The organism is Traorella sp. mt218, from assembly GCF_055420025.1.
The window spans coordinates 1-21,163 of the sequence record NZ_JBVAYM010000024.1 but is presented as its reverse complement, the minus strand read 5'-3'; the positions used below and the strand labels follow the sequence as shown (position 1 = coordinate 21,163).

Annotated in this window: 20 protein-coding genes; 11 read left to right on the top strand and 9 right to left on the bottom strand. The window is 38.2% G+C overall.

The annotated features are described in order from the left end of the window. Positions 1–52 precede the first annotated feature (52 nt). From ACZYT3_RS10660 to ACZYT3_RS10635, 6 genes are read right to left on the bottom strand one after another with little or no spacing between them, the layout of a single operon-like run. A complete protein-coding gene (locus ACZYT3_RS10660) occupies positions 53–1,486 on the bottom strand; it encodes an ABC transporter permease (RefSeq protein ID WP_464088637.1) in 1,434 nt (477 codons plus the stop codon). Between the two features lie 2 nt (positions 1,487–1,488). Next, positions 1,489–2,943, bottom strand: a complete 1,455-nt coding sequence (locus ACZYT3_RS10655; protein ID WP_464088636.1) for an ABC transporter permease — start codon at positions 2,941–2,943, stop codon at positions 1,489–1,491. A gap of 2 nt (positions 2,944–2,945) precedes the next feature. After that, positions 2,946–4,403: a hypothetical protein gene (locus tag ACZYT3_RS10650; RefSeq protein ID WP_464088635.1), complete on the bottom strand. Its 1,458-nt coding sequence runs from the start codon at positions 4,401–4,403 to the stop codon at positions 2,946–2,948. A gap of 56 nt (positions 4,404–4,459) precedes the next feature. Beyond that, positions 4,460–5,347, bottom strand: a complete 888-nt coding sequence (locus tag ACZYT3_RS10645) for an ABC transporter ATP-binding protein (protein ID WP_464088634.1) — start codon at positions 5,345–5,347, stop codon at positions 4,460–4,462. Then, positions 5,323–6,060, bottom strand: a complete 738-nt coding sequence (locus tag ACZYT3_RS10640) for a hypothetical protein (protein ID WP_464088633.1) — start codon at positions 6,058–6,060, stop codon at positions 5,323–5,325. Before ACZYT3_RS10640 ends, ACZYT3_RS10645 begins: the two co-directional genes overlap by 25 nt. Continuing rightward, positions 6,038–6,592 carry an RNA polymerase sigma factor gene (locus ACZYT3_RS10635; RefSeq protein ID WP_294562208.1) on the bottom strand — a complete coding sequence of 185 codons (555 nt, stop codon included), beginning with the start codon at positions 6,590–6,592 and terminating at the stop codon, positions 6,038–6,040. Before ACZYT3_RS10635 ends, ACZYT3_RS10640 begins: the two co-directional genes overlap by 23 nt. A 135-nt stretch (positions 6,593–6,727) precedes the next feature. On the opposite strand from ACZYT3_RS10635, the gene ACZYT3_RS10630 reads away from it, so the two are divergent. Next, on the top strand, positions 6,728–7,456 hold the full coding sequence (locus ACZYT3_RS10630; protein WP_294562207.1) for an HAD family hydrolase: 729 nt from the start codon (positions 6,728–6,730) through the stop codon (positions 7,454–7,456). Between the two features lie 65 nt (positions 7,457–7,521). On the opposite strand, the gene ACZYT3_RS10625 is transcribed toward ACZYT3_RS10630, so the two are convergent. Continuing rightward, the gene (locus ACZYT3_RS10625) at positions 7,522–8,763 is read right to left on the bottom strand and encodes a pyridoxal phosphate-dependent aminotransferase (RefSeq protein WP_464088632.1); all 1,242 of its coding nucleotides are present in this window, start codon (positions 8,761–8,763) and stop codon (positions 7,522–7,524) included. 1 nt (position 8,764) lies between these two features. After that, positions 8,765–9,838, bottom strand: coding sequence for a bifunctional chorismate mutase/prephenate dehydratase (locus ACZYT3_RS10620; RefSeq protein WP_464088631.1), 1,074 nt, complete (start codon positions 9,836–9,838; stop codon positions 8,765–8,767). A gap of 303 nt (positions 9,839–10,141) precedes the next feature. Between ACZYT3_RS10620 and aroB the strand changes: the two genes are divergently transcribed. From aroB to feoB, 10 genes are all read left to right on the top strand, one after another. After that, complete coding sequence (aroB, locus tag ACZYT3_RS10615) at positions 10,142–11,170, top strand: 3-dehydroquinate synthase (RefSeq protein ID WP_464088630.1); 1,029 nt, start codon at positions 10,142–10,144, stop codon at positions 11,168–11,170. Next, positions 11,167–12,252: a chorismate synthase gene (aroC, locus tag ACZYT3_RS10610; RefSeq protein WP_464088629.1), complete on the top strand. Its 1,086-nt coding sequence runs from the start codon at positions 11,167–11,169 to the stop codon at positions 12,250–12,252. Before aroB ends, aroC begins: the two co-directional genes overlap by 4 nt. Next, positions 12,249–13,490: a shikimate kinase gene (locus ACZYT3_RS10605; RefSeq protein ID WP_464088628.1), complete on the top strand. Its 1,242-nt coding sequence runs from the start codon at positions 12,249–12,251 to the stop codon at positions 13,488–13,490. Before aroC ends, ACZYT3_RS10605 begins: the two co-directional genes overlap by 4 nt. Continuing rightward, positions 13,471–13,917 (top strand): type II 3-dehydroquinate dehydratase, encoded by a 447-nt coding sequence (gene aroQ / locus ACZYT3_RS10600; protein ID WP_294562201.1) that lies wholly within the window; start codon positions 13,471–13,473, stop codon positions 13,915–13,917. Before ACZYT3_RS10605 ends, aroQ begins: the two co-directional genes overlap by 20 nt. A gap of 5 nt (positions 13,918–13,922) precedes the next feature. Further along, positions 13,923–14,939, top strand: coding sequence for a 3-deoxy-7-phosphoheptulonate synthase (gene aroF, locus ACZYT3_RS10595; protein WP_294562200.1), 1,017 nt, complete (start codon positions 13,923–13,925; stop codon positions 14,937–14,939). A 2-nt stretch (positions 14,940–14,941) separates the two neighbouring features. Then, positions 14,942–15,958: a 3-deoxy-7-phosphoheptulonate synthase gene (aroF, locus tag ACZYT3_RS10590; RefSeq protein WP_294562198.1), complete on the top strand. Its 1,017-nt coding sequence runs from the start codon at positions 14,942–14,944 to the stop codon at positions 15,956–15,958. Continuing rightward, positions 15,958–17,223, top strand: coding sequence for a 3-phosphoshikimate 1-carboxyvinyltransferase (gene aroA, locus ACZYT3_RS10585; protein ID WP_464088627.1), 1,266 nt, complete (start codon positions 15,958–15,960; stop codon positions 17,221–17,223). The genes aroF (ACZYT3_RS10590) and aroA overlap by 1 nt, the downstream gene beginning before the upstream one ends. Continuing rightward, complete coding sequence (locus tag ACZYT3_RS10580; RefSeq protein WP_464088626.1) at positions 17,213–18,058, top strand: prephenate dehydrogenase; 846 nt, start codon at positions 17,213–17,215, stop codon at positions 18,056–18,058. Before aroA ends, ACZYT3_RS10580 begins: the two co-directional genes overlap by 11 nt. Before the next feature lie 99 nt (positions 18,059–18,157). Then, on the top strand, positions 18,158–18,382 hold the full coding sequence (locus ACZYT3_RS10575) for a FeoA family protein (RefSeq protein ID WP_464088625.1): 225 nt from the start codon (positions 18,158–18,160) through the stop codon (positions 18,380–18,382). Further along, positions 18,379–20,379: a ferrous iron transport protein B gene (gene feoB, locus ACZYT3_RS10570; protein ID WP_294562192.1), complete on the top strand. Its 2,001-nt coding sequence runs from the start codon at positions 18,379–18,381 to the stop codon at positions 20,377–20,379. Before ACZYT3_RS10575 ends, feoB begins: the two co-directional genes overlap by 4 nt. Positions 20,380–20,403: 24 nt before the next feature. On the opposite strand, the gene ACZYT3_RS10565 is transcribed toward feoB, so the two are convergent. Next, the gene (locus ACZYT3_RS10565; protein ID WP_464088624.1) at positions 20,404–20,946 is read right to left on the bottom strand and encodes a hypothetical protein; all 543 of its coding nucleotides are present in this window, start codon (positions 20,944–20,946) and stop codon (positions 20,404–20,406) included. Between the last annotated feature and the right edge of the window lie 217 nt (positions 20,947–21,163).

Sequence of the window (21,163 nt, the reverse complement as noted above, 5' to 3'; positions counted from 1 at the left end):
CAATTATAACACAATAAAGGCGAGTTACATACCCGCCCTGGCTCATTCAAATTCACCTTACAATATGTCTTCTTTCTTTAATATAACCAATCACAAACATGACTAAACTTATTATTAGCCAAAGGGATGCCGTTAAAATCAGTGACGACGCCATAACACCACCTATGTTTTTAAATTCGCCCCACCATAGGTTTGTATCATAAGCAATCATACTTGGAATATTTTTATAAGGACCTGGCCAATTTCCTGTAAAATAAGGAAATATAAGAACACATAAACTGATAATAGCGGCTATAAACCGATTTTTCGTAATACAAGATAAAAAGCCTGTCATAGATGCCGTTGCTAACAAAGCTGTTAAGAGAACACCTATATCAGTTAAGATCAGCTCTTTATAAGTAAAAAGAAAGAACTGTGATTCTGAAACTAAATTCCAATTTCTTATTGGCACAAGATATCTAACATAACCTACTGCCATGATCACAAACCCAATACAAATCAATATGGATAAAATCAGCATTGTGATCCATTTTGCAAAATATACCTGTCGATTTCCTTTCTGAGAACAAGCTAATAACTGATCGACATGATTCGATCGTTCGATAGAAAATACATCTGCACATAAAATAACCATCAATAAGATCAGCAGCAACCGACTAAATACCATATTCGAATCACCAAGCATACGATCTAATGTTTCTAACCCAACCTCTGAATCAACATAAGTAGAATTAGATAGAAATTTATAGTTCAGCCAATTTACATAATTCTCATCAATCAGGTCAAGATTATCTTTACTAGCAAAATCCATCTGTAAATAACCTAGATGTATATTAATATAATTACTATCGTATTCATTTATTTCATAATTTTCATTTTTTATATCATCATAGTTAATAAGATGTTCTTTTTTATTAGCGAGCATATCATAAGAAGGATTAAACATCATAGATAATATTCTGGATTTATCTTGATTTTTATAAATCAAATTCAATGAAAATGTTTCATCTTCATCATAATAAATATCTGGCCAATTTACACCATATTGGTATTCAGCCTTATCTTGTGCATCATATATTTTTTGTTGCAACTCTTCAATTTCACTTTCAGACATAGTGCCATTCTTTCCTGCTTCTATGATTTCTAGATAATTATCTCCATAGTACTCTTTCATCACCTCATCGTCGATCTCATCCATCTGAAGGCTTTCAATATAAGAGTTATATAAATCCTGCTTTTCTTTAAGATATTTTTCATCTGCATTACCGGCATGAAGGTGCTTAAACTCATCTATATATCGCATTGTTTCAATATCTGTCAAATTATCACCTTCTAGCGAAATATTTGCATCGCGTGCTGAATGATAATAACCGGATGACTGCTCCCTTATCATATAGAAACATGTACCAAATATCAGGATCAGCAATAACAGATTAAATTTACTTTTGAATATCTTCCTTAATTCATATTGTACGAGTTTTATCATAGTTACCTCACGATATGTTTTCTTTGTTTTACATAACAACCAATCATAAGAATGATTGAAATAATGATCCAGAATAGACAAACAAGAGTTGCGGTATGAATAATTGTACCGCCTAAATCAACAATAGGAAGTAAATAGCCAGCCACTCCAGATGAGAAGCTAAAATATGTATGACCCATCAGCATCGTTAAAGGCATGATCGCCAGCCATAAATGACCATTTGTCATTAATATTGGAAATACTACAAATATGATCATGATGATCGCACTGACGAATCTGTTTTTTGTCAAACAGGAAAGAAAAACACTTAATCCTGCCACACATAAAAAGCTACAAAATACAAGACCCATTTGTCTTACAAGTATCTCAATACAAGAATACAAAATAAATATATACCCGAAATTACCCAGTGAAAAACCATAAGAGGCCAGATGCAAATTTTTAATATCAAAAAATAATGAAACTACAAGCACATTAATCATTGACGCAAGAATAAATACTGAAATCACTAACAACAGCATCGTTATAATTTTAGCTGTTGTTATCCTTTTATATTCTTTTGCACATGATAATAAAGCATCTATTTTCTTATTTTTTTCACCTGCAAATAGATCTGTACCTATTACTATAAAAACTAACAAGTAAATCACATAAATTACATACACATCAAATGACTGAATAAGAACACCAGCCCCGATCGTTGTATCCATTTGTGAAGAAACATTTTCATATTTTTCGTTTAGCCAATTGATTTGATTCATGTTCATCTGTGAAACAAGATATGGATTGAAATAACCCAAAGTATCTATATAACCAAAATCTTCAATTTCTGTTTTACCATCGATTTGTGAAGCTATGATTTTATTTTCTTTGGACTGATTTAAAACATCTAAATAAATGTTTTTATCATTATTCCAATAGTCTGAATCAAAATAAATATTATGTAGATTATACGCATACGCTTCCATTCCAGATTTGTAATATAAATTCAACGTAAATTGGGTAGAACCATCATCTGGATATTCAATAGGTGCATAATCATAGCCGAATCGCTGACTTCTTTCCTCAACAAAGTGAATATATTCCCACATTTCTTCTTCACTCAATGATCCGTTTTTCCCTGCAATGATCATCTCTTCATAGTTATCTCCATAAATCTGAATCATCTTTTCCTTATCAAGAATTTCAACCAATTTATCATAATATTCATCATTCCATTCATTGATATATTCATCGTTTACAATACCTTGATGCTGGGCATAAAATTCATCAAGATATTGTTTATATTCAATTTGATTTACTGCCTCATCTTGATTGATATAATAATTTAAATAACCCGGAGATAATACAATTTCTTTCAACGCAAGACATTGGATAGCAATGGCTGCTATCAGCAATATCAAATTAAATTTACTTTTTAATATCTTTTTCAATTCAAATTGTACGAGCTTTAACATAATTACCTCACGATATATCTTCTATGTTTAAAATAACACAATATAAATAACACAATAGCGATTAAGCACCATAGTACACAGGCATAGAAGGCTTTTGAAACGATCATAGAACCCACTTTCATCATATTGATGCCAATTATATCATTCCAGCTTAAATAATTCCTCGTATCTAACATCATACCCGGAGTGAAGACATTTTTACTTAAGGTCAACACAACGATTAAAGCAAATGTCAGCAAAAATCCAATAAATTTATTCTTGAAAAGCATTGAAATAAAGGCAGTGATGCCGGAAACAGCCAAAAACGACATAAATATCAAGGAGATTTCAGTAAGTAAAATTTCTTTATATGTATAAATACCTTCAAAAATAAATGGGCGATTTTCAATCCAATCTACATAAACAATATCCAGATTTCTTATCGGAACGATCAAGCGAACAGTTATCCACGCTGAAAAGAGATAGATCAACAGCAAAGCTAAAGGAATCAGGATGGCTGTTAATATTTTAGCGCTTATGACTCTGTTATATCCTCTTTTTATACATAACAGTATTGACTCCGTATCATATTCATGATCGATCGTAAACACCTGACAAACAATGATGACAATACATAGAAGCAATACAACTAAAAGGGGATTGTTTTGGGTAGTTAATGCTTGTGCAAGCAATGTGGCCCCTACCCCGGAATCTGTATATGCTGAACCATTTAAATATTTCTGATTCTCCCATTCAATATATTCTTCTTCAACCTCTTCATTTACGCGCCAATAATATTTATCTGTAACCCTTCCTCCTACGATATAATTCTTATTATCGGCAAGTTTTTCTTCCTTATCATGAAGTATTTCTACCGTATAGTCACCTGTATAGGATTGACTGCCATATAAAAGCAGATTCAATAAATTTCGGCTCTCTTCCTTTTTATAAAAATATCTGATCGTAAATGTTTTATCTTCTTCATCGACTCCATCCATCCCATATTTCTCATAAGCAACTTCATTGGATGTCAGAACACATGCTTCAGATTTACAAAGTTCATTATTTTCTTTTGCCTTTTCATTGATTGCCGCAATTTCATGATCGCTCATGCTTCCATCAATACCTGCCTGTATGACAGCCTGATAATTTTCACCATAAGTCATGATCATTTTTTCTTCATCTATTTCATCAAGATGATAGTTTTGAATAATTGAATTTTCTGTTTCTTTTAATTCATCAATATAATGATCATCAATTTTGCCGGCATGTTCATGTAAGAAAGTATCCGCATATTGATAAACTTCTGTATTACTTAGAATTTCTCCATCAAAAGAAGCATACTGCTTTATTGGAGATAAGTGATTTATATTCTTCAGATGTAAGACACCTAAACAAAGAATAAATGCTAATAAGATCAAAAAACAATTAAATTTAATCTTCATTAGTTTTTTTATTTCAAAATAAACAAGCTTACCCAAAGCATTTCCCTTCTTTCATGAATTCATTTTCCCTTCATACCTGCTCTATCTTCCGTTTATAATTGATCACTCAGACGTTCCATGGCTTCATCTTGAAAATGGTATAAATATAGATCATCTAATCCAGGTTCTACTGCTTTTGCATTTTCAAGCGGTTTATCTGAAACGATCCGTAAAATATATTCATTCTGATGTTTCTTCACATTGACAACGATATGATTCATCATATATTCTTCTGCCTGTTTTCGATTACAGCTTGCTTCAAACACTTTATTTTCCATTTCCAAGAGAAGCTTTTCCGGCTCATCATAATATAATACTTTTCCTTTTTTCATTAAAATAATCTGATCGGCAATGGATTCAACATCACTGACGATATGTGTTGACAGTAAGACGATGGCTTCTTCACCAATACGGGAGATCATATTTCGTAACACGATCCTTTCCTTTGGATCAAGACCTGCTGTCGGTTCATCCAAAATCAAAATCTTTGGCTCATTTAATAAAGCCTGCGCAATTCCTACTCTTCTTAACATACCTCCCGACAAGCTTTTTATCTTTGCCTTTCTTTTATCTTCTAGGTTTAGCTTTATTAATAGCTCATCGATCTTCTTTTTATAAAATTCTTTCTTCAATCCTTTGACCACACTCATATATTCTAAAAATTCCTGTATGGTGAACGACGGATAAAAACCAAGATGCTGAGGCATGTAACCTAAGTTTGTCACGTAGCTGTCATAATTTTTTAAAATTTCCTGACCATCATAATAAACATGACCCGTTGTTGGCGGCAGAATACCACAGATCATTTTCATCATCGTTGTCTTACCGCTGCCATTGGCTCCTAAAAGACCAATGACCCCTTTATTCAACTTTAGATCAACATGATCAACGGCCACTGTTTTTGAATACTGTTTTGTTAATCCTTCAAGAATGAGTTCCATAAATTATTTCCTTTCCCAATTGAAATTCGTGCTGAATGAACATAAATACCAAGGCAATATAAACCAAAAGATAATAAAAGAAGTAATAAAATAAGTTGATTGCTGACAAATCTTACTTCTTCAAATTTTAGAACAGTCAGTATAAGCAAGTAACTGCAGGCATACGTAATGATCACGACCGTCTTATTTACGATCCAGTCAATGACCAATAAGGCAATACCACTTATAAAATAAAGGGGAATCAAGCTGTATAAAAGTGCAGGAAGAAACGAAAAGTTATTTTGTACGCAAAGGATCGCATTCAAAAATAACGTACATATAATGCTGACAAGAAGATAAATGTTAGATTTATAGACAAAGATCTTCGAGGAGTTATACTTGACGCTTTTTAAAAGTTCTTCCATTCCGATGATGCTTCCATGCATATAATCATATAAGGTCAGCGTACCTAAGACACCCACATTCAACAGGCAAATACTGTAATTATTCATAGGCTGTACCATTGAAATAAAGCAGAAGAACAGCGTTGACAGAATCGACAAGCCACAAAATTTCATACTTTCCATCTTGAAAAAGCTAAACCAGATCTGATGCGTGTTTTCTTCATACATGACCTTCCGCTTGGAAAGCTTCAGCTTCGAAAGCTCGATCGTTTTTTTCATATGCTCTTCATCAATTTCAATAAACTGCTTATATTTCGCTTTTTCTTTCATTCAATCTGCCTCCTTTCATCAATTCTTCTAATTTCATCAATGCCTGCCGATGTCTTGATTTAGCGGTTGACTCCGGTATCTTTAATATATCCGCAATATCCTTAAATTTCATTTCATGATAATAACGAAGAATGATGATTTCCCGGGAAATTTCACTTAACTGCGAGATATACTGCATCATCATATCCCGATCAGCGTTTTTCATAGCGATCGTATGCGGATCTTCTGCCATCGCAATCCTTGATTCATCGAGTTCCTGATCATCTAAATAATTCAAACTCTTATAATAGTTATTGGCAAGGTTAATGCCGATACGAAACAGATAATTACGCAGCTTATCCTCTTCATTGTAGCGATCGATATTTTCCACAAACTTTAAGAATACCTCTTGGGTAATATCCTTTGCCCGATCACTTTGTTTCATTTTACGGTACAGAAAAGCATACACCTGTGGATACATTTCCGTAATGATCGTTTCCAGTGCTTCCTGATTGCCATTTTTGATTTGTAGGATAAGTTTTCGTCTGTTCATATTGGCTCCTTCACCTATATAACAATTCTATCATGAAAAAAGTTTGGTTTTTTCTGAATTTTTGTCAAAAAAAATGAAGCTTTACTTCATCTGTCAAAGTTGATAAGATAGTATCTAATAAGTGAGGTGTCATACATGGGAAAAATTGCGGCTTTTTTTGATATTGACGGGACTTTGTACCGTGAAGGATTGATTACTGAAGTGTTTAAAAAATTTATTACACATGAATTGGTCGATGAAAGTCTTTGGCATGATGAAGTAAAACCAACTTTTATGAAATATGATCGCCGTCAGGGAGAATATGATGATTATCTTAATAAGATGGTCGATATTTATAAAGCAACGCTCATTGGTTTATCCAATGAACATATCTTACATATTGCTGATACGGTCATCAGACAAAAAGGGGAACGTGTTTATACGTTTACCCGTGACGAGATCCTCCATCATAAAAAAGAAGGACATCTCGTATTTGCCGTTTCCGGATCACCTATTGAATTAGTGGAAGCCATGGCCCGTAAATATGAATTTACCGATTGCAGAGGCACGATCTATGTGACAGATGAGCATGGACGTTATACCGGTGAAGTGATTCCGATGTGGGATCATAAAAGCAAGAAGAAAGCGATCTTAGAGCTTGTTAAGGATTATGATATTGATTTGAGTCAAAGCTATGCCTATGGAGATACCACCGGTGATTTTACGATGTTTGAGCTGGTTGGACACCCTTATGCCATCAACCCTACAAAAGAGTTATTAGAAAAAATAAAAGCTTCTGAAGAAGTAGCAAAGAAGATATCGATCATCGTAGAAAGAAAAAATGTCATCTATCAGATGAATGAAAGTAACTTGAAGCATTTATAATTAAAAATTCACGTGAATTCTTCTTATAAGAAATTCACGTGAATTTTCATTTGCATTTTTATTTATTATATGGTATGTGCCTGATCCAGTAAGGTCTTCATCTTCAAAGCCAATCCCTTGGTCTTTTCAACGCTTAATGAACAGATACCTACACGGATGCCTTTATTGACTTGAACGGTGAAAATATGATGTTCCATCAAAAGGGCATGATATTTTTCCTTCAGATCATTGTCTTCGATCTTGATCGTGACAAAGAAGCCTTCCTTATATGGATATACCGGCAATCCACACGCTTTGGCTTCATCCATGAAGATAGAGCTTCTCTTCTTCAATAGATCGATATATTCTTTTTTCTCATTCAAAAATTCTTCTTTATGATTTTTTACCACATTGACAAAATTGATCATGGCGGCATTATTGACATTGCTCCAAAGGGCACGGGCACTCTTTTCAAAAACAATTTCAGCTTCACGTACGCTTTCCTTCGAATGAGCACAGATCACGGCCGCACCACAGCGCAATCCATAACTGGTCAGCGTCTTGGAACAGCTCATGGCAATTACTGCCATGACCTGATCACTCATATTTTCAAATTCACGCATATAATCTCTTGAATGTTCAAGATCATAAGAATAATCAATATAAGCAATATCATTTAAGATGATACATGGGGTTGTCTTGGCTGTTTCATTGAGAAAGGCAATCAATTCGTGCCATTCTTCTTTTGTCATCGTATAACCTGTCGGATTGTGACAAGGATCATTGATGACAACAACGATACGATTCTGTTTGCCAACTAAAGCATTGACCTGTTGTTTCAAAGAATTCAAATTAAAATGTTCTCCCTCAAACATCTCATAAGTGACTGCTTTTAACTGTTTATCCTTTGCCATCAAAGCATAGCTTCCCCATGCGATATCCGGCAGGATCACCGTTTCATTGGTTTCCAGAAATTCACTCATCACTAAGGAAACAGCACCTGTACCGCCCGGTGTTGCGATCACGCTGCTCTCCAGGCGGACATTACCCTGACCCAGCGTCCACTCTTTCACCAGTTCTCTGAAATCCGGATTGCCTCTGAAGCTTTCGGCATAGGCAGCTTTCTTGGCATCCGGAATCTGATCGAAGCTTCTAAATACGCTCTCATAAGCCACGATATGACCATCTTCATCATATAAAGAACCTATGGTCGCATCAACGACATTTTCTTCTCCAATTTTTTCTTTTGCCTCTTTTGCTTTCGCAACGATCGCAAACACTGTATCTACGATTGGTTTTTTGTCAGCACTTTCTTTGATAAAATTCATTTCAGCTCTCTCCTTTCACACATCCGATAACTTTTAACTGTTCACAATGCTTTTCACATTCCTTAAAACACTCACGAATCCGCTCATCAGCAATATCTCCTTCAATCTCAACATAGAAATAATACTGCCACGATCGATTTCGACATGCTCTTGATTTGATGCTTGTCATGTTCAAGGAATAATCGGCGATGATCTGCATGGTCTTTGCCAACGCACCTGATTCATGATTCACCGTAAACATGATCATGATCAGATCGCTGGACTTCAGACATTCATTTTCAATGACAATGAAGCGGGTCACATTATCACTGCTGGAATTGATGTTTTCCATCAAGATCTCCAAGCCATATTCCTCAGCACTTTCCCTAGCTGCAATCGCCCCAATACTTGGATCACCACATTCACTGACATATCGTGCCGCTAATGCGGTATTGGCATAAGGAATCAGTTCAAAATCAAACGGTTTCAGCGTTTGGGCACATTGCTCCAACGCCTGAAGCTTTGAATACACCTTTTTAATATCACTCAACCTGCTTCCTTTGATCCCCATCAGATTCTGATCGACCTTAAGATCATAAAAAGAAGTAATCTTCACATCATATTTATATAATAAATCAAAAACCTCTCCAACTTCACCCGTTGTTGAATTTTCAAAAGGCAAGACACCTTTTTCAATTTCATGATGGATGACCCCTAAGATAACATCTTCAAAACGAGGATAGCTTTTCTGTTGACCGCTGGGAAACAGACGTGAAGTGGCAATCTGGCCAAAAGCTCCTCTGACTCCCTGATAACCATAAATTCCTCGATGCAATATCGCATTCTGATATTCTTTGGAAATACGCATCATCTGGACCAGACAATCACTAAAATACGGCTTTAATTTTTCATCATGAAGGTTAGCAAGATTTCTTTCAATCACCTGTTTTTCTCTTGCACCGTCATAAATCGGAAGATCATGTTTCATCTTATAATTGATAACTTCTTCGACAGCCTTCATACGTTTTTCAAAACTTTCCGCAATCATCCGATCCGCTTCATTAATTTTTATTCGTGCCTTCTCTAATTCGTTCATAGTCACCTCATTGTTCTTATTATAGCACGATTTAAAAGAGAGTAGCATTCATTTTCATGAATCATGCAGATATCATGAAAATACAAATAGTGTTTCATGAAACTCATGATATTTCTTTCAAAAGGGACTTGATTTTATATAAAAAAACGAGTAAACTAAAGCCATGAATAGATTAAGACAGGCATCTTGCTTTTACTTTTATCGTTAAGCCCCTAAACAAGCCAATTCATTGATTGGTACTTTTGTTTATATGGGGCATGCGGCATCAGTTAAGTGATGCCTTTTTTATTCATCGGGGGTCATATGATGGAATTTACAGTACAGCTTAAAGACGCGTCAAGTCGTGTCATTATCGAAAGAAAAAGTCATCTTCATTTAAAGGATTATATTGATTTTAACTGTAAGGTCTTTGTGATCAGTGATACACAGATACCTCATTCTTTAAAAAAAGAAGTCATGGATCAATTAGAAAATGCCGTTTTAATTGAAGTAGCGGAGGGTGAGGTTTCCAAAAGCTTTGAAACCTATCAGATGCTTTTAGAAAAACTGCTTTCCCTTGATTTTTCCAGAAAGGATATGGTGCTTGCCCTGGGAGGCGGTGTCATCGGTGATCTTGCCGGTTTTGTGGCAGGAACTTATAAAAGAGGTTGCCGCTTTGTTTCGATTCCGACTACAACACTTTCTCAGATCGATTCAAGCATCGGCGGTAAGGTCGCTATCAATTTAAATGGTATTAAAAATTGTGTGGGATGCTTCTATCATCCTGAAACAGTGATCGTGGATGTTGATACGCTGAAAACCTTATCGAAGCGGCATTTCTATAATGGTCTGGTAGAAGCTTTGAAAGCCGGATGTATCCAGGATCCTGTCATTTTTGATTTGTTTAAGGAGCATATCGAAGAAATTGATGTGGAGAGTCCTTATCTGGAAGAAATCATCGAGCGCTCTTTACTGATGAAAAAACGAGTTGTCGAAGAAGATGAAAAGGAACAACATATACGTAAGATCTTAAATTTCGGACATACGATCGGTCATGCAATCGAAAGCTTATATCATCTGCATGATTATTACCATGGGGAATGTGTTGCCAATGGGATGGTCATGATCGAAGATAACGAACAGATTCGGAATGATCTAATAACGATCCTTAAAAAAATGAATATTCCTTTTGTAACTTCTTTAGATGAAGAAGCCTGTATTCGCTTTATCAAGAATGATAAGAAGGCAAAGGGTGATGAAATTGATGTTGTCAAAGTAAATGAGCTGGGCAAGGCTGTCATTGAAAGAATCAGGATCGATGAGCTTCGCCCATATATTAGGAGGACCTTATGAAAAGTGTCATTGGAAAAAATATAACGATTGCTTTATATGGCGAAAGCCACTGTGAAGCAATGGGAGTCGTGATCGATGGACTTCCTGCCGGAATCACTATTGATTCTGCGTTCATTCAGGCACAGCTAGAAAAACGCAAGCCTAAGGGAAAGATATCGACCCAGCGCCATGAAGCGGATGATTTTAAAATAACCAGCGGTGTTTTCAATGGTTTTACGACAGGGACACCTATACATATCGAGATTGAAAATAAAAACCAGCGCAGCAAGGACTATCATCCTGAGCTGCCTCGTCCCAGCCATGCTGATTATGTTGCCCACATCAAGTATAAGGGCTATGAGGATTATCGGGGCGGCGGACATTTTTCAGGAAGGCTGACAGCACCTTTAGTGGCTGCCGGAGCAATTGCCTTGGATCTTTTAAAAAGAAAGAATATTCTGGTCGGTACCCATATCTTACAATGTCAGGAAATCAAAGATCGTTCTTTTCAGGATCATGCTTCAGATATAGAAAAATGTAATTCATTAGATTTTGCGACATTGGATGAACATGTTGGTCAGCAGATGGTCCGGCGCATCGAAGAAATTGCGAAAGATCATGACAGTGTAGGAGGAATCCTGGAAAGCTGTGTCTTAAATATGCCGGTGGGCGTCGGTGAGCCTTTCTTTCATTCGATCGAAAGTCAGCTGAGCCAGTATCTTTTTTCGATCCCTGCCGTAAAAGGCATTGAATTTGGCTTGGGCTTTGATTTTGTCAATCACAAGGGCAGTGAGGTCAATGATGAATGGCAGATCAAAGATGATCAAGTAACAACGCGGACGAATCATAATGGCGGCATCAATGGCGGTATTTCCAATGGCATGCCGATCATGGTCAAATTGGTGATCAAACCGACATCTTCCATCTTCAAGCCGCAAAACACGATTAATCTGGATACGATGGAAAATGATACCCTGACATTGACAGGTCGCCACGATCCTGCTATCTTCCATCGTGCCAGAGTCGTTGTAGACAGCATGATTGCCTTGGCACTTCTTGACCTGTGCGTCGAACATTACGGAGAGGAGTGGCTGTGCGCATGAAGGTAGGACTTATCGGTGAAAAGCTGGGTCACAGCTTCTCGAAGATCATTCATGAACAGATTGCTCCTTACCATTATGATCTGATTCCTTTGAATGAAGATGAATTTCATCGTTTTATGAAAGAAAAAAACTTTGATGCCATCAATGTCACGATTCCTTATAAAGAAAAGGTAATCGAATATTGTGATGAAATTGATGAAAAAGCCAGAAAGATCCATGCAGTAAATGCCATAAAAAATGTCAACGGCAAACTGATTGCGACAAACACCGATTTTGACGGCTTAAAAAGGATGATCGAACATCATTTTAACATTCAAAATAAAGTTGTCGCTATCTGCGGCAGCGGTGGTACGAGCAAAACAGCTTATGCTGTCTGTGAAGCACTAAACGTGAAAGAAATCATTCAGGTGGCAAGAAATCGAACTGCTCCTTATATCTCCTATGATCAGATGAAAAAGCGCAGCGATATCCAGATCATCTTGAATACGACAAGTGTGGGCATGAGCCCGGATATCCTTTCACAGATTGTTGATCTTGATGATTTTGAAAGCTGTGAAGGAGTCATTGATGTCGTTTATAATCCTTTGCTTACTGCTTTATGTTATCAGGCAAAAAAGAAGCATATTCCTTATGTCAATGGATTAGAGATGCTTGTTGCCCAGGCAGTGAGCGCTGCGGAATTCTTCATTGGAGAAAAGATCGATCCTTCCAAGATCGATGTCTTAACAAGACAAATCTTTCGTGACAAGCAAAATATCGTTTTGATCGGTATGCCTGGCTGCGGAAAGACAACGCTTGGCAAAAAGCTAAGTGAAAGAATCGGCTTTGATTTTATTGATTTAGATCATGAAATTGAAAAGCTGGCACAAAGATCCATTCCCGAAATCTTTGAAGAAGGTGAAGAGGTCTTTCGTGGGCTTGAAAGTGAAGTATGTATGAAGGCCGCTAAACTGACACACCATGTGATCAGCTGCGGCGGCGGGGTCATAAAGAAAGAGATCAATATGAAAGCTTTGTCCTTAAATTCGTTGATCATTTATATCAGGCGCGATGTTGACAAGCTGGTCGTTGGCAATGGACGGCCTTTAAGCAAGGATCGTGATACGCTGTTACATATGGAACAAGAACGTGAGCCTTTTTATATAAAATATAGTGATGCTTGTGTTGAAAACAATCATCATTTAGAAGATACACTGGATAAGCTTATGGAGGTATGGAATGAAAATACTGGTGCTTAATGGGCCTAATATCAATATGCTGGGCATACGAGAAAAAGATATCTATGGCAGTGAAACTTTTGATACATTGATTCAGATGTGCTTGGAGTGCGGAAAAAAATCCGGGGTCGAGGTTGAATGTTATCAAAGCAATCATGAAGGAGATCTGGTAGATAAGATACAAGAGGCTTATGGGAAGATCGATGGCATCGTGATCAATCCCGGTGCTTATACCCATACTTCGATCGCTCTTTTGGATGCGTTAAAGGCAGTCAGCATTCCTGCCGTTGAGGTACACATTTCCAAGGTTGAAGAAAGGGAGGATTTCAGGCAGATCTCTTATGTGCGACAAGCCTGTTTCAAAACGATCAGCGGAGAAGGCATTCAGGGATATGTCAATGCCATTCATTCTTTAAAAGATAAGTTAGTGAATAACAAGGGGGATTAATTGATATGATCATCACATGTAAAAAAGGGGCGCCTCAGAGCGAAATTGATAAGATACTGCATGAATTTAAAGCCAAAGGGCTGGAGGTCAATCTGATCACAGGAACCAGCTATAATGTCTTTGGTATCGTAGGTGATACGACGATCATTGATGATCGCAGATTGATGAGCAATCCATGGGTTGAAAATGTGACCCGTGTGGCCGCTCCTTATAAGAAAGTCAACCGTTTGTTTCATCCGGAAGATACGATCGTTGATGTGGATGGCATCAAGGTTGGCGGTCATGAAAAGATCGTTGTCATTGGCGGGCCTTGCAGCGTGGAAGGATTGGATCAGATCTGTGAACTGGCACAGGATGTCAAAGATGCCGGCGGCTGTATGCTGCGTGGGGGCGCTTATAAGCCAAGAACCTCTCCTTATGCTTTCCAAGGCTTAGGAAGTGAGGGCATCATGGATATGGTCGAAGCGAAAAGACGTACCGGACTGCCGATCGTCAGTGAGATCATGAGCGAAAACAAGATCGATGAATTTGTCAAGTATGTCGATCTGATTCAGGTAGGGGCCAGAAATATGCAGAATTTTGAGCTGTTAAAAGCTTTGGGAAAAATCAAAAAACCGATACTTCTCAAACGTGGCTTAAGTAATACGATCGAAGAGTGGCTGATGAGTGCCGAATATATCATGGCCGGCGGCAATGAAAATGTCATCCTTTGTGAAAGAGGCATCCGTACCTTTGAAAAATATACCCGCAATACCTTAGATCTGAGTGTCGTTCAGATCGTAAAAAAGAAAACTCATCTGCCGATCATCATCGATCCATCGCATGCGACAGGAAGCTGGGAGTTAGTAGAAAGCATGTCACTGGCAGCCATTGCCGCAGGTGCCGATGGTTTGATCGTAGAAGTGCATCGTAATCCGGAATGCGCTTGGAGTGATGGTCAGCAGTGTTTAAAGCCGGATAAATTTAAAGCTATGATCGATAAGGCAAGAGCCATCGCACATGTAATAGGAAGGGATTTATAGTTATGATCGTTACAGTTAAGAAAAATGCTGATCCTGCACTGATCAGCGAGCTTATTCAAAGCTTTGAAAACCAAGGCTTCCAAGTCAATGATTCAGTGGGAAGCGATTATCACATTTTAGGATTGATCGGTGATACAACTTCATTAGATGAAAGAAAGATCAAAGCCAACCCCATCGTTGATGATGTTACCCGTATCGCTGCTCCTTATAAAAAAGCGAACCGTTTATTTCATCCGGAAGATACGATCATTGATGTCAACGGCATCAAAATCGGCGGACAGGAAAAGATCGTTGTCATCGGCGGCCCTTGCAGCGTTGAAGGGTTGGATCATATCTGTCAGCTGGCGCAGGATGTCAAAGATGCCGGTGCCTGTATGCTGCGCGGCGGTGCTTATAAGCCAAGAACCTCCCCTTATGCTTTTCAAGGGCTGGGAACAGAAGGCATCTTAGATATGGTAGAAGCCAGAAAACGTACCGGACTGCCCATCGTCAGTGAATTGATGGACAGTGATCAGTTAGAAGAATTTGAAGAATATGTGGATGTGATTCAGATCGGTGCCAGAAACATGCAAAATTTCTCATTGTTGAAGGCAGTCGGAAAAAGTCATAAACCTATTTTATTGAAAAGAGGAATGGCCAATACGATCGAAGAATGGATCATGTCGGCGGAATATATCATGGCAAGCGGAAATCCGAATGTCATCCTCTGTGAAAGAGGCATCCGTACCTTTGAAAAATATACCCGTAATACCTTGGATCTGAGCGTCGTTCCGATCATCAAGGAAAAGACGCATCTGCCGATCATTATTGATCCTTCACATGCGACAGGAAACTGGAAATATATTGAAGCCATGTCATTGGCAGCCATTGCTGCCGGTGCTGACGGTCTGATCATTGAAGTGCATGAGCACCCTGAATGTGCATGGAGCGATGGCGCTCAGTGCCTGAAACCGGATAAATTCAAGCAGTTGATCGACAAAGCCAGAAATATCGCCCATGTAGTGGGCCGTGATCTCTAATGAAAGCGATCATTCGTCCTTCGGCATGTAAGGGCACAATCAAAATACCTCCCAGCAAAAGCATGGCTCATCGGGCCATCATCTGTGCATCACTGGCTGATGGAAAAAGTCATCTTTCCAATATTGATTATTCTATTGATATCCAGACAACGATCGATTGTATGCGCAAGCTGGGTGCCAAGATCGAATGCTTCAAAGATTCGCTTATCATTGAAGGGATATCCGATTTTACACATCTTCAGGATCATCATATCGAATGCAATGAATCCGGTTCAACACTTCGTTTTCTGATCCCGATCTTTTCACTGACTCATGAAAAGATTCTTTTTACAGGGAAAAATCGTTTATTGAAACGTCCCCAAAAAATCTATGAAGAAATTTTTACAGATATAGGTGCCCACTTTGACCAAAATGATGAACGCATCGAAATTCAGGGTGCTTTGACAAGCGGTGAATATACTCTTCAGGGAAATGTCAGCTCACAGTTTATCAGTGGCCTCTTATTTACCCTGCCTCTTTTAGAAAAAGATTCAAGGATCCATATCCTTCCCCCTTTTGAAAGCAAAAGCTACATTGATCTGACCATCCAGATGATGAAAAAATTTAATGTGCAGATTGAATGGGAAGACGATCTGACACTATTTATTCAAGGAAATCAGAAATATCAGCCAAAAGATGTTATAATTGAAGGGGATTTCTCTCAATTTGCCTTTTTTGGGGTCTTAGCTGCAATTAATTCTGAATTAGAGATCACAGGTATGGACCCTGCTTCCTTACAGGGCGATAAACAAATCTTAGATATCCTTCAGGATTTCCATGCCTGTGCAGAAGAAAAAGAAAACAGCTACCACATCAAACCATCCACCCTTATCGCAAGTGATATTGATTTAAAGAACTGCCCCGACCTGGGCCCTATCCTTTGTATCTTAGCGATGTTTTCAAAGGGCATGACCCATATTAAGAACGCTTCCCGTTTGCGTTTGAAGGAAAGCGACCGGATCGAGGCCATGATCAGTGAATGTGCCAAAATGGGTTGTTTGATCGAAGCAAGTGAGGATGAAATGATCATCCATGGCACTTATCATAAGCCTGCTCTTCCACTATCCGGCTGGAAGGATCATCGTATCGTTATGGCTTGTGCCGTTGCATTAAGCATCTTAGGTGGTGAAATCGAAGGCTGTGAGGCTGTTTCAAAGAGTTATCCTACATTTTTCGAAGATTTGAGGTCAATAGGAATCGAGGTGTCACTCCATGATGAAGGATAAAAAATTTCTGATTGTCGGTCTGGGTCTTTTAGGCGGCAGCATTGCCCTTGGACTAAAAAAATGGGATCATGAAATTTATGCGATTGATATTGATCCAAATGCCATTGCCTATGGGTTGGAACACCATATCATTGATGAAGGCAGTGTCACAAATGATCCCAAGCTGATACAAAAAGCTGATGTGATCATTTCCGGACTTTATCCGACAACTTTCATAAACTGGATCAGTGATTATCAGTATTTATTCAATCCGCATACGCTTATCACAGATGTAACAGGAGTTAAAGGGGCCATCGTCTATAAGATACAAAACTTTTTACGTGAAGACTGTGAATTTATCCCGGCACATCCTATGGCCGGAAAAGAAGTCAGCGGTGTCCAATATGCCGATCCAACCATCTTTCTTCCGGCGAATCTGATCATCACACCGACAAGTCAAAATACCCAGGAAGCGATTGATTTCATGATCGAATTCGGAAAAGAGCTTCGCTTTAATCATATCTGTCAATTAACCGTAGAGGAACATGACAAAATGATTGGTTATCTTTCACAGTTGACCCATGTCATTGCCGTTTCTTTGATGAATGCCAACGATTCCACACATTTAAAAGAATATACCGGAGATTCTTTTAGAGATCTTACAAGGATTGCCAAGATCAATGAAAATCTATGGACAGAATTATTTCTATTAAATAAAGAAAATCTGATCAATGAAATCGAATGTTTTGTCAATGAGGTCAATGATTTCAAAGATGCACTTGAAAAAGAAGACATCGACAAGATGAAGCAAAAATTCATTACATCCACTCAGAGAAGAAAATATTTTGATAATTAAAGCATAGTTAGCTATGCTTTTTTTGATATCCTCTTGACTTTCTATCTCTTCGTAGTATTATAATTCTGTTAGATTTGGTTAACAAGAAGGAGGATAGTCATGACTTTAGATGAATTAGAAGTCGGTGAAGAAGCAATCATCACCGCAGTAAATTGCGAAGGGGCCTTACGCAGACATCTTCTGGGAATGGGTTGTATCCCTAAGACGAAGGTCCAGCTACATAAGGTCGCGCCAATGAAGGATCCTATTGAAATACGTTTACGTGGTTATCTTCTAACTTTACGAGTAGAAGACGCTAAAAATATCGAGGTGAGCAAACTATGAATTTTGCACTGATCGGTAATCAGAATAGTGGTAAGACCACCTTATTTAATCAGCTTACGGGAAGTAATCAGCATGTCGGTAATTTCCCGGGTGTAACGGTTGATAAAAAGGAAGGGACAATTATTGGGCATCCCGACTGCACTTTAGTTGATCTGCCCGGTATTTATTCTTTATCACCTTATACCAATGAAGAAATCGTGACCCGTGATTATCTTATGAGCGGGGAAGTCGATTGTATCATCAATATCCTGGATGCGACGAATATCGAACGAAATCTGTATTTGACATTACAGCTGATCGAATTACAGATTCCTATGGTATTAGCTATCAACATGATGGATGAGATGAAAGCCAATGGCGGTACGATCAAGATCAACAGCTTCAAGGATATGATCGGTGTAGATTGTATTCCTATCAGCGCTGCAAAGAACGAAGGTATCAGTGATTTGATCAACTGTGTGATCCGAGTAGCGAAAGAGAAAAAACAGCCGGCCCGCCTTGATTTCTGCAGCGGAGCCGTGCATCGATGCATTCACGGTATCTCAACGATGATCGAAGATCATGCCCAGGCGATCCATATGCCTGCCCGCTTTGCTGCCAGCAAGCTGATCGAGGGTGATAAACCTCTTGAACAGCAATTAAAGCTGACTGATAACGAAATTGATCTGATCGAACATTCAGTCAAAGAAATGGAACGCGAGTGTGATATGGATCGTGAGGCAGCAATGGCTGATATGCGTTATACCTTTATTGAAAAGCTATGCAAGGATACCGTTATCCGTGCGCATGAAAGCAAGGAATATTTACGAAGCGTGAAGATCGATGAAGTCCTGACCGGTAAATATTTTGCGATTCCCAGCTTTATATTGATCATGGCCGCTGTCTTTTACCTGACATTCGGTCCTGTCGGTTCTTTTTTAAGCGATGGCTTTGCAGCTATCATTGACAGTATCGTTGCCTTCATCTCACAGCTTTTATTGGATTATGGGTTAAATGATGTGGTCTATTCACTGATCGTTGATGGAATCTTCGTCGGTGTAAGCTCTGTCTTAAGCTTCCTTCCGGTCATCGTTGTCTTATTCTTCTTTCTTTCAATATTGGAAGACAGTGGATATATGGCACGTGTAGCCTTTATCATGGATAAGCCTTTACGTAAATTAGGACTCTCCGGAAAAAGTTTCGTTCCGATGCTGATCGGATTTGGCTGCAGTGTCCCGGCCATCATGTCAACAAGAACGCTTTCTTCCAATCGTGATCGTATCATGACAATTTTGTTGACGCCGTTCATGAGCTGTACGGCCAAAGTTCCTATTTATGCAGTATTTTCATTAGCCTTTTTCCCGGATCATGCTGCACAGGTCATGATCTTGTTATACACGACAGGTATTCTGGTCGGTATCATTGTTGCCTTTATCATGAAATCGACGATCTATAAAGGTGAGCCTATTCCCTTTGTCATGGAAATGCCGAATTACCGGCTTCCAAGTCCGAAAAGCGTTCTGTTGCTGATGTGGGAAAAAGCCAAAGATTTTATCACAAGGGCCTTTACGATCATCTTCTTAGGAAGCATCATCATTTGGTTCCTGCAAAACTTTGATCTGCATCTCAATCAGGTGGCTGACAGTGCTGATTCTATACTGGCACTCATCGGTCAAACGATATCTTTCATATTCAAACCATTGGGATTTGGTGACTGGCGAGCTGCAACAGCTCTTATCAGCGGCTTTACCGCAAAAGAATCGGTCGTTTCTTCATTAGCTGTTCTGCTGCAGACAACAAGCGACAATCTGCCGGCTGCTTTAGGCACCCTGTTTACTCCGGTAAGTGCTTATTCATTCCTGCTGTTTACCCTACTCTATTCACCTTGTATTGCAGCTATTGCCGCTGCCAAAAGAGAAATGGGAATCAAATATACGCTTGTGATGATCATCATGCAATGCACGATTGCATGGATCGTTGCCTTTATATTCTATCAGGCAGCTATGCTCATATTATAATCAGGGTTTAAAACCCTGTTTTTTTTAATGGATCCGACTTAAGACTTCTTCCTTTGGCTTATCACCCAAGTAAACAATAAAAGCATTGCATCTGTTCTCTCCCATCAGATTATTCCCATCAGTCGTACAGACATTCATCTTCAATCGAATCGTTCGATCCTGAAGCTCTTTCGGCGGATCTAAATAAAAGCAAAAGCCATAACAATGTAAGACCGTATCATCCTCTACCTTCATCTTTTCCTCATGATACATTTCAAAAGCTTCTTCCAATTCGCTTGGAACCATCTCATCTTCTTTCGGCGGATGCATCTTTAACTGTACAGCAACTACGATCCTATGCTTCTTTTCAATATTCGGACTATGTGCCACTACACAAAAATCATAATTTTCTGCACATCCTTCTTCTCCTTTTTTGATGATCCTGTCTATGTATTTTTCCATGACATCCTCAAAATATAGATCCTTAAATTCATCCAAATGTTCACACAACAGTGCAGCGATACATTCCTTCTGCATGAATGTTACGCAAGAAAGCTTTAAAATAATTTCTTCAGTAAAATTTTTCATAATATTCCTCCTACTATTTTATATCCACTAAAACTTCATTTCGCCCAATTATTTTTTAAATTTTTTAAAAAAAATAATAATACAATCATTCAACCAATGGTTGAAACGATGATTTCAACTAATAAGTTATTGGCAAATAAGACATTTGTATTTACGATAGGAGTATCCAGATAAAGGAGGAGATTCCATGAGCAAATACTATGATGAAAGAGAATTC